Raw genomic sequence first — 14063 nt, forward strand, 5'->3', positions numbered from 1 at the left:
GGCGGGGGTGCGGCGAGTGCGTTCGGGTGCCGGTGAACTGCGGGGTGGTCCTCCGGTTCGGGCGGGTCAGCCGGTGAAGCGCAGCGTCTGCGGCGAGAGGCGGCAGACCTTGAGCAGGTCGCGGTTGAGCGGGCTGAGTTCGTTGCGCTGGGCGACGACGAGTTCGGGGTAGACCGGCGGGAAGATGACCGCGTCCTCGGCGAGGGCCCGGTCGACGGTGGCGAGGGCTTGCACGCGCTCGTTCTGGTCGGCGGTCTGCCACACGGTGTCGATGGCCTTGTCCACCTCGGGATTGGTGTACCCGCAGGCGAGCACGTTCGTCGAGGAGGCGGGGGCCAGCGTCAGGTAGTTCGCCGGGCCCGACGTGAAGCCGGACATGAAGGTGTTCATGAGCATGTCGTAGTCGCGCGACAGCCACTTGTTGGACCAAGGCCCGCCGGGCAGCTGCTCGATGCGGACGTCGATGCCGATCTTCGCCCATCCGGCGACCAGGACCTGCGCGATGTCGCGGACGGTCTGGCTCGCGCCGACGGTGAGCGTGAACGACGGCTTGGCGATGCCGGACCTGTCGAGGAACGCCTTCGCCTTGGCCAGGTCGGGCGTCGCCGGGAAGACGCTCAGCGGCTGGTAGCCCGCCTCGCCGGGGCCGATCGGGCCTTGGCCGATGCTGCCCTTGCCGCCGTACACGCGCTGGAGCACGCCGTCGCGGTCCATCGAGTAGGCGACGGCCTTGCGGAAGTCGGCGTTGTCGAACGGCGCGCGCTGGAGCATCACGTACGTCAGCACGTCCAGCGGCGCGACCGTGGAGACGAGGGTGAGCCCCTTCTCCTTGGCGAGCACCGGCAGCGTGGTGTTGGCCGGGGCGGTGACCAGGTCGACCTTGCCCTGCTTGAGGCTGACGGCGCGGGTGTTGGCGTCGGTGAAGACCGTGTACTGGATGCCGCCGAACGCCGCGCCGCCGGGCATGTCGGCGAACGGCGCGCGGTACTGGCCGCCGTGGTAGCGGTCGAACTTCGACATGGTGAAGCTCTGCCCGGCGACGTAGGAGTCGAGCTTGTAGGGCCCGGTCCCCATCATGGTGTCCTTGCGGTCCACGAAGTTCTTGTGGGTGACCGGCAGGTTCGTCAGGTGCGAGCGCAGCAGGCCGTAGGGCTTGGCGAGGATGATGCGGACGGTCTGCGGGTCGGCCTTCTCGAACCGCTGCACGTAGCCGAGCATGTAGGTGATCCACTCGCTGCCGGCGGACGTGTCGAGCATGTGCGCGAGCGTGGCGACCACGTCGTCGGCGGTGAACGGGTCGCCGTTGTGCCAGAGGACGCCCTGCTTGAGGCGGATCGTCCAGGTGAGCTTGTCGGCGGAGATCTCCGGTTCGCCCTCGGCGAGCAGCGGCACCGAGTTCAGCCGGCTGTCGTACGCGTACAGGCTCTCCATCACCGGCTCGGCGATCCACCGTGTGACCTCGGCGCCCGAGTCGAGCGGGTTGAGGCTGCTGGGCGCGGCGGCGACGCCGATGCGCAGGACGCCGTCCTTGTGCCGGTCGGCGACCCGGCCCGCCGAGTCCTCTTTCGAGCACGCGGTCAGGAAGCCGGTGCCGCCCACCGCGAGGGCGGCGCCCAGGCCGAGGAATCCGCGGCGGCTCGGACCGGATCGGGGACCGGCTTCGGGGCCGGATCCGGCGGTGCTGGTGCGGGCCCGCGTCACGTGGTCTCCTCCGTCGCGTACGTGGCGGACCGGCCGCCGATCGTGCTGGTGTCGCTGGTCTTGCCGGTGTCGCCGGGCTCGCCGGTGTTGCCGGGCTGTCCGGGCGTGCCGGTCGAACGTGCGGGTCGGACCTTCCGGTTCCGGCCGCGTTCGCCGTACGCCTCGCCGAGCAGGTTGAAGCCGAGGATGCCGAGGACGAGCACCGCGCCGGGCAGCGTGGCGTACCACCACGCGTCGCCGAGGATCTGCCCGCCCGCGTCCGCGACGAGGTTGCCGAGCGTGGCGTGCGGCGCGGGGACGCCGAGGCCGAGGAAGCTCAGGCCGCCTTCCGCGAACACCGCGATTGCCATCGCCAGGAACGCCTGGCCGAGGACCGGCGGCAGGACGTTGACGAGCACCTCGCGGAAGAGGATCTCGCGCGGCGGGACGCCGAGGCCGCGCAGGTTGACCACGTAGTCCTCGCCCATCTCCACGACCGTGGCGGCGCGGGCGACGCGGGCGAAGTACGGCACGAAGCCGACGCCGATCGCCAGCGCGATGCGCAGCCCGTTGCCCACCGTCACCGGCCCGAAGTGCATGTCGCCGGTGCCCATGAGGCCGATGACGAACATCACGAAGATGAACTGCGGGAGCGCCTGCACGGTTTCCACGCTGCGCATGAGCAGGCCGTCGAGGCGGCCGCCGTACCGGTAGCCCGCGAGGACCCCGATCGCGGTGCCGACGACCAGCGCGAAGCCGATCGACGTGACGCAGATCCACAGCGACGTCCAGGCGCCTTCCGCGGTGCGCGCGAGCAGGTCGCGCCCCAGGTGGTCGGTGCCGAACGGGTGCGCCGACGAGGGCGCTTCCGGGCCGAGCGTGACGAGTTCGGTGGGGCTGCCGTGCAGTCGGCCGACGGTGGCGATCAGCAGGTAGCCGAGGACCAGGACGAGGCCGGTCCAGCCGGAGACGCCGAGCCGCCGCAGGTGTGCGGCCGCGCCGGAGGCCGCGCGCGGGGTGCCTCGGGGGATGCGGCGCGGGTGCGGGGTTCTGTCAGGCACGGGCCAGCCCCTGTCGGGTGCGCGGGTCCACGACCAGGTACAGCAGGTCGACGACCAGGTTGAGCAGGAGGAAGATCGCCGCGGTCGCGACGCACCCGCCGAGCGCGAGCTGGTAGTCCTGGCGTTGGAAGGCGGTGACCATGAGCTGGCCGAGCCCGGGGATCTGGAACACGTTCTCGACGAGCACGGTGCCGGAGAGCAGGCCGCCGATCAGCACGCCCGCGACGGTGAGCGTCGGCACGACGGCGCCGCGCAGCGCGACGCGCCGCAGCACGTCGAGGCGGGAGGAGCCCATCGCGCGGGCGAACGCCACGTGGTCGGAGGCGTATGCCTCGACGAGTCCGCCGCGCAGCGACCGGGTCACCATCGCGAAGGCGGCGAGGCCCAGGACCAGCGCGGGGAGCAAGAGGACTTGCAGGTTGCGCGCGGGGTCGTCGGTGAAGTGCACGAACCCGCCCGCGCCGGGCAGGAAGTCGGGGTCGTCGACCATCACCATGAGGACGACCGCCAGCCAGTAGCCGGGCAGCGACATCGCCAGGACGGTGAGGACCCGGGTGGCGCGGTCCACGGCGCGGCCTTGGCGCAGGGCCGACCAGGTGCCGAGGACCAGCGCGGGTATGCCGGCCAGGACGGTGGCCAGGAAGCCGAGTTCGAGGGAGACCGGCAGGGCGCGGCCGACCTGGTCGGCGACCGAGGAGCCGTCGTACAGGGATTCGCCCATGTCTCCGGTGAGGAGTCCGCCGAGGTAGTCGCCGTACTGCACGAGCAGCGGCCGGTCGAGGCCCATCCGGTGCTCGACCGCGGCGCGCGCGACGGGGTCCGCGGCGACCTGCGGGGCGAGCTGGTTGACGGGCGAGACCGGCGATGCGTGCAGCAGCAGGAACATGCCGGTGACGACGGCGAACATCACCACGAGCACGCCGAGTGCGCGCCGCAGGATGTACGTGCCCATGTTCCGCTCCTGTTGTCTGCCGCTTCCGCACCGGGGACAGGGCCCGGTCACCGTGTGGGGCGGGGTACCGGTCTACTCCGGTATCCCACCCCACGGCCAGTGCGCGCGGACGACGGGGGTCAGCCCGTCTTGCGCCACTGTTCCATTTCGTCGCCCAGGTCGCGCAGCACGGCGCCGTTGACCTCGTAGGCGTACAGCACTTCCTGGATGATCCGTTCCTTTTCGTCGTCGTCCCACGGCGCGCTGTCGAGCGCGGCGCGGTAGTCGTTCTTGAAGGCGTCGAGGTCGCCGACCGCCTCGAAGTCGTAGAACGCGGTGCCCTGGCTGCCTTCCAGGCCGAAGTGCCGGCGCATCAGCTTGGCGATGTGCTGGCCGCCCGACATGTCGCCGAGGTAGCGCGTGTAGTGGTGCGCGACGAAGCCGCCGGGCCATTCGAAGCACGTCTCCCGTATGCGGGCGATGTAGCGCTCCGTGGACGCGCTCGCCGGGAACTTCTCCCGCCAGCCGTCGCCGGCCAGGTGGGCCATGTCGGCGTCCAGCGCCGCCATGCGGTCCAGCACCGGCGGGCAGAACGGCGCGGCGACCGCGTTGCCGCGCATGACCGCGGCGGCCTCTTCCAGGACCTCGTAGGCCCAGTAGTGCTGCGCGACCATGGCCGTGTAGCCGTCGCGCGTCAGCTGACCCTTCATCAGGACCTCGAGGAAGCCCTCGCCCTCGGCGCTTTGATGGCCCGCCCAGGAACGCCTGCGAATGGCCGCGGAGAACGTCTCGGCGGTCTGCTCGGTGGTTTCGGTCGTGGTCATGGTGAGTCCCCTTGGAACGGCACAAAAGGCGCGAAACAGCCTCGGTGCGACAAGCTGCCGCTCCGCAGTCTGTTCGGGTCCATACGGTGCCGTCAAGAACTTGCCGACATCTTGTCGGAATGATGTCGGCAGTGCATCCTGGGGCACCGGGAGACCTCGCACGAGGCCCCCGGGGAAGCTCGCCATGGAGATGAGGGTAGCCTAACCTCTGCAACGAACGTACGCCGGAGTACAGGCCGTTGACCTGGGAGTTAGCACCGTGACCACAATCCTGTCCGCGCGCCGCGGCGCCGCGGGGATCTTCGCCTTCTTGTCCTTCGCGGTGGCGTGCCTCGCCGCCGCCCTCGTGCTGGGCGCGGCCCCCGCGCACGCGGAAGGCGCCGCGCTCACGGTGTCCAAGTCGACCGGCCTGGACCCCGCCGGCGAGAACGTGACGGTGACCGGCAAGGGCTTCGCGCCGGGCATCCAGGTGTTCGTCGCGGTGTGCGACCCGGCGCAGCCGGCAGGCAAGGCGTGTGACATGGCCAACTACAAGATGGCCACCGTCGACGCGGGCGGCGGCTTCGTCGCGGACGTGAAGCTGGTGGCCAAGTTCGGCCAGACCGACTGCACCGCCACGCCGTGCGCCGTGCAGACCAGCCGGATGGGCAACGGCAAGGACCGCACCCAGGAGGCCTTGGCGGCGATCGGCTTCACCGGCGGTGTCGCGCCGACGCTGCCGAGCAAGCCGCAGGAGAACGCGGGCGCGCCGGGTGCCGGCGCACCGGCCGGCGCCGCGAGCGCCCCGGCGGCCGCCGCTCCCTCCGGGGCCGCGTCGGCTCCGGCCGACAACGCCGCCGCGTCGTCCGACGACGACTCCGACTCGAACACCGGGCTGATCATCGGCGTGGTGGCGGGTGTGGTCGTGGTCGCCGGCGGCGCCGGGGTGTTCTTCTTCCGCCGCCGCAGCGCGAGCTGAACCAGAGATCCCGACCGTCCCTGCCCGTCTTGCCAGGCCCCCGGAGGCGACCTTGACCGCGACCCCCTTCCCGCCCGACGTCGTCACGGCGATCTGCACGCACATGAACGTCGACCACCCCGAGGACAACCTGCTCATCGTGCGCGCCTTCGGCGGCCCGGACGATGCCGCGTCGGCGCGGATGACCGGCCTGGACGGCGACGGCGCGGACTTCGCCGCGGCCGTCGGCGGCGCCGAGGCCGAGGTGCGGGTGCCCTGGTCGAAGCCGCTCACCGAGCGCCGCGAAGTGCGCGTCGAGGTCGTCCGGCTCTACCAGGAGGCGTGCGCCAAGCTCGGTGTGGAGCCGCGCCAGGAGGGCGAGCACTAGGACGTGTCCGGGCCGCGTCCGCGGCTGTCCGGATCGCGCGGCGCATGCGTGACCCGGCGCACATCCACCGGTCGACCGGGCCCTGCGGGAATTTCCCGCAGGGCCCGCGGCGTTGCGGACCGACGCGCAGGTACGCACCCGGGATTCGGTTCGTGCGCCTCCGCCGCCGTACGTCCCGCACGAACCCCTGGAGCCGCTCCCTCATGGCCATAGCCAGTCGATTGCCCAAGTTCGACCAGAAGATCGTGGTCGGCGTCGTGTTCGTCGCCGCGATGTTCGTCAACATTCTCGACATCACGATCATCAACGTCGCGCTGCCCGCGATCGGCAAGGACTTCGGCGTCGCCGCGTCGCAGCTGGGCACCGTCTCGGTCGGCTACCTGGTCAGCCTCGCGGTGTTCATCCCCGCGTCCGGCTGGCTCGGCGACCGCTTCGGCACGAAGCGGATCTTCCTGCTCGCGCTGGCCATCTTCACCGGCGCGTCGGCGCTGTGCGGGCTCGCGCAGAACCTCGACCAGCTGGTGCTGTTCCGCATCCTCCAGGGCGTCGGCGGCGGCATGCTCACCCCGGTCGGCATGGCGATGATGTTCCGGGTGTTCCCGCCCGAGGAGCGCGTCCGGGCGTCCCGCGTGCTCATGATCCCGACGGCCATCGCGCCCGCGCTCGGGCCGGTGCTCGGCGGACTGCTCGTCGACAAGGTGTCGTGGCACTGGGTGTTCTTCATCAACCTGCCGGTCGGTGCGGTCGCGCTGGTGTTCGGCGCGCTGTTCCTGAAGGACCACCGCGAGCCGGCCGCCGGACGCTTCGACATCGCCGGGTTCGTGCTGTCCGGCGCGGGCCTTGCGCTCCTCATGTACGCGCTCAGCGAGGGCTCGGACAAGGGCTGGGGCACGCTCGGCATCCTCGGCGCCGGGATCGGCGGCGTGGTCCTGCTGGTCGCGATGGTGTGGCACGGGCTGCGGTCCGCGCAGCCGATCCTCAACCTGCGGCTGTTCTCCGACCGGCTGTTCGTCAGCACCAACATCGTGTCGCTGCTCGCCGCCGCCGGGTTCCTCGGCCTGCTCTTCGTGTACCCGCTGATGTGCCAGAACGCGTTCGGATGGTCGGCGCTCAAGACCGGCCTGCTGACCTTCCCCGAGGCGCTCGGCGTGATGATCACGTCGCAGGTCGTGTCGCGGATCTACCCGAAGGTCGGCCCGCGCCGCCTGATGGCGGCCGGCCTGGTCGGCATCGCGGCCGCCGCGGTCATGCTGACCCGGGTCACCGCGGACACCTCGCCGGTGGTCTTCGTCGGCATCCTCTTCTTCACCGGCATCGCGCTGGCCTTCAACATGATCCCGATGCAGGCCGCCGCGTTCGCCAAGACGCTCCCGCAGGACAGCGGCAGCGCGTCCACGCTGTTCAGCACCCAGCGCCAGATCGGCTCGGCGCTCGGCGTGGCCGTCCTGTCCACCGTGATGGCGGGCGTCGGCCTCGTCACCGCGGGCCACGGCGGCGCCCCGGTCCCCAACATGGACGCCTACCGCGCGGCCTTCTGGACCGCCGCGGGCATCGCCCTGCTCGGCGCCCTCGCCGCCCTGACCATCCGCGACAAGGACGCCGAGGCGACCATGCGCAAGGTCGTCCCGGTGGAGGAGAAGCCGGAGGCGGTGGAGGACGCGGTCGCGGTCTGACCATGGCGTGGAGAGAAGCCCGCAAGGTCGCGGACGCCCGCGATTCACGGCTGGAAACTCCTAGTCTGTGATCATGTCGACCCATGTGCCCGGCTCCGACGTCTACAAGACCGAGATGTTCGCCCGTATCCTCCGGCATCTGGACGAGCACCCCGAACTGACCGACGATGTGCGATTCGAGTCGACGCCGACCGGCATCGTGGCCAAAAGCCCCGCCGACGCAGCGCATGGTCGCGTGATCAACGGTCTGCGCCGACAACTTCTGGAGGCGGTCAGCCGGTTCCCTTCCGGCGAACTCGACGTCAGCAACGACGCCGGGTTCATCGTCGGGGGGCAGCGCAAGATCCCTGACCTTTTTGTCATCGACTACACGCGCCTGGCCGACGAGGCAAACGGCTACGTCCAGGACGTGTCCGGAGTCCTGCTGTTCGTGGAAGTGACATCTCCTGCGACGCGGAGAACGGATCTCGGCATTGGGGACCCTGGAAAGCCTGGGGCGTATGCCGCGGCCGGAGTCCCGCTGTACTTGGTCGTCGACCGCGCCAAGGCCCGCGTCCTGCTGTTCTCACAACCCACGGAGAGGGTCTACCCCGAACCGACCGAATACGAGATCGGCGAAGCGGTCTGGCTACCCTCCCCCTTCTCCTGCACCATCGACACCGAGTTCATGAAGAACCTCCTGTAAGCACGCACCATGTGCCGTTGATCGCTTTGCGGATCCGGCCGACCGGTGCACAGCCCGTTGCCGGTAACGTCCCGCTTCGGAGGCGGCTTATGTGGGACGGAGCGTCATGACCGGTAGTACGAACGTTGTCTGGCACGGCGGGGTGGAGCGCGGCGAGCGCCCCGCGCGGGGTGCCACGGTCTGGTTCACCGGGCTGTCCGGGTCCGGCAAGTCCACGGTGTCGGTGGTCGCGGAGCGGCTGCTGGTGGAGCGCGGGATCACCGCGTACCGGTTGGACGGCGACAACCTGCGGCACGGGATCAACGCCGACCTCGGCTTCGGCGAAGCCGACCGCACCGAGAACATCCGGCGGGTGAGCGAGGTCGCACGGCTGTTCGCGGACGCCGGCGTGGTCGTGCTGGTCCCCGTGATCAGCCCCTACCGCGCCGACCGCGACCGGGCGCGCGAGCTGCACGCGAAGGACGGCCTGCCGTTCCTGGAGTGCTTCGTCGACACCCCGATCGAGGAATGCGAACGCCGCGACCCGAAGGGCCTGTACGCCAAGGCCCGGGCCGGCGAGATCCGCGACTTCACCGGCATCGACGCCCCCTACGAGGCCCCGCTGTCCCCCGAGGTCCGGCTCACCCCCGACCACGGCGGCCCCGAGGCGCAGGCGGCGTTGCTGATCGCCGAGCTGGACCGCGTGCTGGCCGGCTGACACCACAAACACCGAACAACGAAGGCGCCCCCGGGAGTTCCCTACCGGGGGCGCCTTCTTGTCAGCGGTGCGTCAGGCGGAGACGGCTTCCTTCGTCGCCTCGCCGCTCGGCGCGTCGTCCAGGTGGCCGATACCGCCGGTGGCCTTGGTGCGGCCGTGCTTCATGACGATCGCGATCGCCAGGCCGATGAGGCCCGCGACGAGGGCGAGCCAGAAGCCCTGCACGTAGGCGTTCTCGGTGTAGACCTGCGGAATCGGGTTGGTGATGGTCGTGCCGGTCGCCGGGTTCAGGACCGAGAACTCGAACTCGTTGCGGGTGAAGATCGGCGACAGGAACGCGACGCCGACCGAGGCGCCGAACGACTGGGCGACGACCAGCATGCTGGACGCGATGCCCTGCTGCTCCTGCGGAACCGCTTCGATCATGAGGTTCGGCGCGGCCGCGTAGTACATGCCGAAGCCGAGGCCGTAGACGATGCCGCAGATCAGCATGACCTGCCAGTTGTTGTGCAGGAAGACGTACATGACCATGCCGAGCGCCAGCAGGCTCATGCCCGCCATCATCGGCCGGCGCAGCCCGGACTTCTGGCCCCAGGCGCCCGCGAGCGGGCCGGAGACCATGCTGCCGATGGACTGCCAGAGGGCCAGGTGCAGCGCCATCGCCAGCATCGAGAAGCCGAGCGCGTAGTCGAGCGAGTCGTTCCAGTGGAACATCGCCGCCATCGACGGGAGCGCGGCCGGGATCTGCTCCGGCGGCACACCCTGCGCGGCCGCGGCCCCGGACATGACCTGGTTGTGCAGGTCTCCGGCCTTCGGCGTCTGCGCCATGTACGACGTCAGGTAGTTCTGGATGCCGATGATCATGTTCGCCAGGAAGGCGATGGCGAGGACCGCCGCGACCTTGGGCGCGGTGAGCAGCTTGAGGTCGATCAGCGGGTCGCTCTGGCGCTTCTCCCACAGCACCCACACGCCGAGCACCGCGACGCCGCCGACCGCGTAGCCCCACGCGGTGGGCTTGCCCCAGCCCCAGTTCTCGCCCTGGCTGATGTAGAGCAGGATCATCGCCAGGCCGATGCCGAGGACGACGGCGCCGACGTAGTCGAGCTTCTGCTGCACGCGGAGCTTCGTCTCCGGCACGAACGCGATCAGCAGCGGGATGGCCACCAGCATGAAGATCGCGAGGAACCAGAACAGCGACCGCCACGAGTAGTGGTCGGTGAGCACGCCGCCGAGGACCGGCGCGAGCGCGGCCGACAGGCCGAGGCCGGTGGCCGAGACGCCGATGGCGACCGGCACGAACTTGCGCGGCATGAGGTCGCGGATGAGGCCGTAGACGATGGCCGTCATGCCGAACGCGACGGCCTGCAGGGCGCGGCCGACCAGGAACAGCGACCACGTGCTGGTGGTGGCACACAGCACCGTGCCGGCGAGGAAGGCGACGCTGCACGCCAGCAGCATGCGCTTCTTCCCGTACAGGTCGGACAGCTTGCCGATGAGCGGGCTCACGGCGCCGCCGGTGAGGCCGAGGATGACGATCATCCACGAGATGCCTTCACCCGCGGACGGGAACGAGGGGGCGATCTTGGGAACCGCCGCGGAGATCATCGCGTATTGGAGAGGGACGACCTCGGAGAACATGACGATGATCGCGAGAATCGCGAAGAGACGGCCCTTGGAGACGCCGTCGAGGCGTCCGGTGTCGTCGTCCGAGACCTGACGTGGAGGTCCTGCCGGATTTGCTGCGGTCTCAGACATGAGGGCCTGTCCGTTCTCTGTGCAAAGTGCTGTACATGGAGCTGTGTGCCTACTGTGTGAAGCCAGGCGTGCACGTGACACGTGTCACCATCGCTTCGCTGCGAAGGCGCACGTGTCCGCTTTTGACGTACGTGAGTGGACGGACGGCCGGTTCAGCGCTCCGGGAGCTGCCAACCGAACCCCTGGTTGCGGGGATCCGATCCGAGTGATTGACAGTGTTTAGCATGTTGTGACGGCGCTGTGAAGACACAACAGGCGACTCTTTGTCGATGCGTCTCATCTTGTGACCGCGGCCACTAGCTGACGTACCGTCAGATGAAAGCGCACCACTCGCAAGGGCCGTAAGTCAAGGTCTGGACGTGATGCCGGTCATAGAGCACAATCCCTGGTTGGCCGACGCGCCGGACGCGAGGAGACACCGTGGCGCCGTACCCCATCGACGGCAAGGTCGCCCTGGTCACCGGGGGCGCCTCGGGCATCGGCTACGCCGCCTGCCGGGCCCTTGCGGGCGCGGGCGCGCGGGTCGTGGTCGCCGACCGCGATGCCGCGGCGGGCCGGCGGGCAGCCGGGGAACTCGGCGCGGACTACGTGGAACTGGACGTGACGTCCTCCGACGCCTGGACACGTGCCGTTGCCATGGTCGAGGCGTCGCACGGCGGGATCGACATCGGATTCCTGAATGCGGGCGTCGACACCGGCGGCGCCGGAATCGCGGACCTGACCGACGAGGCGTACCGCCGGATCATGGCGATCAACGTCGACGGCGTGGTGTTCGGCGCCCGCGCGCTCCTCCCCGCGCTCGCGCGGCGCGGCGGCGGCCGTCTGGTGGCGACGTCGTCGCTGGCCGGTTTGCTGCCCCTCCCCCGCGATCCGATCTACACGGCGACCAAGCACGCGGTGATCGGCCTTGTGCGGGCTCTCGCGCCCGATCTGGCCGCTCAGGGCATCACGATTCATGCGGTGTGCCCGGGACTGACCGATACGCCGCTCCTGGGCGGCGCCAAGGCCGTCCTCGAAGCCGCCGGGATGCCGCTGCTGCGCGCGGACGACGTGGCGGCCGCGGTGCTGGGCTGTGTGGCGTCCGAGGAGACCGGGTGCGCGTGGGTGGTGCAGGCGGGGCGCGAACCCGTTCCGTATGCGTTCCGCGGGGTGCCCGGACCGGCCGGCGGAGTGCGTCCGCCGGAGGGTTTCCGGGATCCGGCCGCAGGTCGCGGCTGACCCCGAAGATCCACCAATTCCTGATCGCTCCCTGCCACTTGGCGCTACGCTGAGTCCGGTTCGCGGATCACTCGCACGGCACGGCTCGGCCGGTCTGAGGGGAACGCCATGGACGGGGGAAACGACGACGGCGAAGGGCGCCCGCCGGGCGACCTCGACGGCGCCGCGCTACGGCACGAACTCGCCGCGTTACGCGGCGCGGTCGAAGCCGCGGCCCGGACGGCCGACAAGCACCGGCGGGCCGTCGAGCGGCTGCACGACGAGAACCAGGTCCTGCGCCGAGGCGAAGCCGACGCTTTCTTTTCGGCCGCGCGCACCGCACTGATCCGGCACCACGACCAGCTCCGCCGCCAGGCCCGGCAGGCCGCGGCCCGCGGCGACGCCGGCACCGCCGACCTGCTCGCCGGGTTCGCCGACGACACCGTGGACATCCTGGAGCGCGTCGGCGTCGAGGCGGTCCACGCCGCACCCGGCGACTCCTTCGACTCCGCCCGGCACCAGCCCGCGGCGGTCGCCGACACCGCCGACCCGGACGCCCACGACACCCTCGCCGAGGTCCGCGCGGGCGGGTTCGCGGTGGCCGGAAACGGACGGGTGCTCAAGAAGGCCGACGTGGTGGTGGCCCGCGTCCCCCCGGAGACACCCGAACCGCCGCCTGCCCCGGCTCCCCGAGAGGACACGCCATGAGTCCCGTCTACGGGATCGACCTGGGGACCACCTACTCGGTCCTCGCCATGATCGACGCCAACGGCCAGCCGGTCGCCCTGCGCAACAGCGAGGGCGAGGACACCACGCCGTCCGCGGTGTACTTCGGCGGCCCCGGCCGGCAGCCCATCGTCGGGCGCACCGCGCAGGAGAGCGCGATCGTCGAGCCGGACAAGGTCGTCACGCTGATCAAGCGGCAGATGGGCCTGGACGTCCCCTACGACTTCGACGGCGTGGTGCACTCCCCCGCGTCGATCTCCGCGCTGATCCTGCGCAAGCTCGTCGACGACGCCCGCCGCGAGGGCGGGCACGAGGTGGAGAAGGCCGTCATCACCGTGCCCGCGTATTTCGGTACGCAGGAACGCGAAGCCACCCGCGAGGCCGGGCGGCTGGCCGGGCTCGACGTCATCGACATCCTCAACGAGCCCCTTGCGGCCGCCTTCGCGTTCGGCGTGCACACCGAAGGACAGCGCACCGTCCTCGTGTACGACCTGGGCGGCGGCACGTTCGACGCCACCGTGCTGCGCATGGGACCCGAAGGCTTCCAGGAGGTCTACACCGACGGCGACCACGAACTCGGGGGCGCCGACTGGGACCGGCGGATCGTGGAGCTGCTCGGCGACCGGTTCCGCAGCGAACACCCGGACGTGTCCGATCCGTTCGACGATCCGGAGACCGAGGCCGAGATGCGGCGGGACGCCGAGGAGGCCAAGCGCAAGCTGTCCGACAAGGTCGCGCACACCGTCCGGGTGCGCCACGACGGCCGCACGACCACCGTCGAACTGACCCGCGACGAATTCGAGAGCATCACCGAGGACCTGCTGCGGCAGACCGTCGACCTGGTCCGCGAGACCCTCGACCAGGCCCGCAGCCGCGGCGTCGACAGGGTCGACGACGTGCTGCTGGTGGGCGGGTCGACCCGCATGCCCGCGGTGGCCGCGCGGCTCGCCGCCGACCTCGGCCTGGACGCCCGGCACTACAAGCCGGATCTCGCCGTCGCGTTCGGCGCGGCCCGGTTCGCCTTGGAAGAGGAACTGCGGCGGCTCGACGCGTCGGGCAACGCGGGCGGCGCCGCGGAACTCGCGCGGGCGACCGACCTGACCCGCGACGAGGTCGAGCGGATCATGATCGCCAAGGTCGTCCGCACGACCACCCGCGCCTACGGCGTCGCCTGCTATCTCGGCGGCCGCCGCGACAAGCTCCGGTTCGACCACCTCATCACCGCGGGCGAGGCGCTGCCGTTCGCCGAGGAGCACGACTACGCGACCGTCTCCGACGAGCAGCCCGGCGTCGACGTGCGCGTCTACGAGCAGGCCAGCAAGGACCTGTCCGCCGACCTCGAGGACTGCCGTGCCGTCGTGGACCGCACGCTGGTGTTCTCCGAGCCGCGCCCGGCCGGCTGGCCGCTGCGCATCAGCTTCGGCATAGGCCCCGACGGGGTCCTCACGGTCCGCGCGGTCGAGACGCGCACCGGACGGGAGCTGACCTTCGACCACGAAGTGGAGTGAC

The 14063-nt window shown here is 70.6% G+C and carries 13 protein-coding genes; 8 read left to right on the forward strand and 5 right to left on the reverse strand.

Features of this window, described 5'->3' with window-relative positions:
- Nucleotides 1-66 precede the first annotated feature (66 nt).
- The 4 genes from ABEA93_RS21550 to ABEA93_RS21565 form a co-directional block, all read right to left on the reverse strand.
- Nucleotides 67-1701: an ABC transporter substrate-binding protein gene (locus tag ABEA93_RS21550; RefSeq protein WP_345677303.1), complete on the reverse strand. Its 1635-nt coding sequence runs from the start codon at nucleotides 1699-1701 to the stop codon at nucleotides 67-69.
- Nucleotides 1698-2741, reverse strand: a complete 1044-nt coding sequence (locus ABEA93_RS21555) for an ABC transporter permease (RefSeq protein WP_345677304.1) — start codon at nucleotides 2739-2741, stop codon at nucleotides 1698-1700. The genes ABEA93_RS21550 and ABEA93_RS21555 overlap by 4 nt, the downstream gene beginning before the upstream one ends.
- Nucleotides 2734-3693 carry an ABC transporter permease gene (locus ABEA93_RS21560; protein WP_345677305.1) on the reverse strand — a complete coding sequence of 320 codons (960 nt, stop codon included), beginning with the start codon at nucleotides 3691-3693 and terminating at the stop codon, nucleotides 2734-2736. Before ABEA93_RS21560 ends, ABEA93_RS21555 begins: the two co-directional genes overlap by 8 nt.
- 119 nt (nucleotides 3694-3812) lie before the next feature.
- On the reverse strand, nucleotides 3813-4496 hold the full coding sequence (locus ABEA93_RS21565; protein WP_345677306.1) for a biliverdin-producing heme oxygenase: 684 nt from the start codon (nucleotides 4494-4496) through the stop codon (nucleotides 3813-3815).
- Nucleotides 4497-4755: 259 nt separating this feature from the next.
- Here ABEA93_RS21565 and ABEA93_RS21570 point away from each other — a divergent pair, with 259 nt between their 5' ends.
- From ABEA93_RS21570 to cysC, 5 genes are all read left to right on the forward strand, one after another.
- Nucleotides 4756-5454 carry a neocarzinostatin apoprotein domain-containing protein gene (locus ABEA93_RS21570; protein WP_345677307.1) on the forward strand — a complete coding sequence of 233 codons (699 nt, stop codon included), beginning with the start codon at nucleotides 4756-4758 and terminating at the stop codon, nucleotides 5452-5454.
- 52 nt (nucleotides 5455-5506) lie between these two features.
- Nucleotides 5507-5821 (forward strand): DUF2470 domain-containing protein, encoded by a 315-nt coding sequence (locus ABEA93_RS21575; RefSeq protein ID WP_345677308.1) that lies wholly within the window; start codon nucleotides 5507-5509, stop codon nucleotides 5819-5821.
- Nucleotides 5822-6024: 203 nt separating this feature from the next.
- A complete protein-coding gene (locus ABEA93_RS21580) occupies nucleotides 6025-7494 on the forward strand; it encodes an MDR family MFS transporter (RefSeq protein WP_345677309.1) in 1470 nt (489 codons plus the stop codon).
- Nucleotides 7495-7567: 73 nt separating this feature from the next.
- Nucleotides 7568-8179: a Uma2 family endonuclease gene (locus tag ABEA93_RS21585; protein ID WP_345677310.1), complete on the forward strand. Its 612-nt coding sequence runs from the start codon at nucleotides 7568-7570 to the stop codon at nucleotides 8177-8179.
- Nucleotides 8180-8285: 106 nt separating this feature from the next.
- The gene (gene cysC, locus ABEA93_RS21590) at nucleotides 8286-8876 is read left to right on the forward strand and encodes an adenylyl-sulfate kinase (protein ID WP_345677311.1); all 591 of its coding nucleotides are present in this window, start codon (nucleotides 8286-8288) and stop codon (nucleotides 8874-8876) included.
- A 72-nt stretch (nucleotides 8877-8948) separates the two neighbouring features.
- On the opposite strand, the gene ABEA93_RS21595 is transcribed toward cysC, so the two are convergent.
- Complete coding sequence (locus ABEA93_RS21595) at nucleotides 8949-10631, reverse strand: MFS transporter (RefSeq protein ID WP_345677312.1); 1683 nt, start codon at nucleotides 10629-10631, stop codon at nucleotides 8949-8951.
- Between the two features lie 420 nt (nucleotides 10632-11051).
- On the opposite strand from ABEA93_RS21595, the gene ABEA93_RS21600 reads away from it, so the two are divergent.
- The 3 genes from ABEA93_RS21600 to ABEA93_RS21610 all read left to right on the forward strand — a co-directional run bounded on the left by ABEA93_RS21600 (nucleotide 11052) and on the right by ABEA93_RS21610 (nucleotide 14062).
- Nucleotides 11052-11849, forward strand: a complete 798-nt coding sequence (locus tag ABEA93_RS21600; RefSeq protein ID WP_345677313.1) for an SDR family oxidoreductase — start codon at nucleotides 11052-11054, stop codon at nucleotides 11847-11849.
- A 108-nt stretch (nucleotides 11850-11957) separates the two neighbouring features.
- Nucleotides 11958-12536: a nucleotide exchange factor GrpE gene (grpE, locus tag ABEA93_RS21605; RefSeq protein ID WP_345677314.1), complete on the forward strand. Its 579-nt coding sequence runs from the start codon at nucleotides 11958-11960 to the stop codon at nucleotides 12534-12536.
- Nucleotides 12533-14062, forward strand: a complete 1530-nt coding sequence (locus tag ABEA93_RS21610) for an Hsp70 family protein (RefSeq protein ID WP_345677315.1) — start codon at nucleotides 12533-12535, stop codon at nucleotides 14060-14062. The genes grpE and ABEA93_RS21610 overlap by 4 nt, the downstream gene beginning before the upstream one ends.
- Nucleotide 14063 lies beyond the last annotated feature (1 nt).

Source organism: Yinghuangia aomiensis, from assembly GCF_039542225.1.
Lineage (GTDB): Bacteria > Actinomycetota > Actinomycetes > Streptomycetales > Streptomycetaceae > Yinghuangia > Yinghuangia aomiensis.

Bases quoted from the DNA above. Each gene is read 5' to 3' on its own strand.
- ABEA93_RS21560 (WP_345677305.1), bottom strand. From the start codon at position 3,693: ATGGGCACGTACATCCTGCGGCGCGCACTCGGCGTGCTCGTGGTGATG.
- ABEA93_RS21565 (WP_345677306.1), bottom strand. From the start codon at position 4,496: ATGACCACGACCGAAACCACCGAGCAGACCGCCGAGACGTTCTCCGCG.
- ABEA93_RS21580 (WP_345677309.1), top strand. From the start codon at position 6,025: ATGGCCATAGCCAGTCGATTGCCCAAGTTCGACCAGAAGATCGTGGTC.
- ABEA93_RS21585 (WP_345677310.1), top strand. From the start codon at position 7,568: ATGTCGACCCATGTGCCCGGCTCCGACGTCTACAAGACCGAGATGTTC.
- cysC (WP_345677311.1), top strand. From the start codon at position 8,286: ATGACCGGTAGTACGAACGTTGTCTGGCACGGCGGGGTGGAGCGCGGC.
- ABEA93_RS21595 (WP_345677312.1), bottom strand. From the start codon at position 10,631: ATGTCTGAGACCGCAGCAAATCCGGCAGGACCTCCACGTCAGGTCTCG.
- grpE (WP_345677314.1), top strand. From the start codon at position 11,958: ATGGACGGGGGAAACGACGACGGCGAAGGGCGCCCGCCGGGCGACCTC.
- ABEA93_RS21610 (WP_345677315.1), top strand. From the start codon at position 12,533: ATGAGTCCCGTCTACGGGATCGACCTGGGGACCACCTACTCGGTCCTC.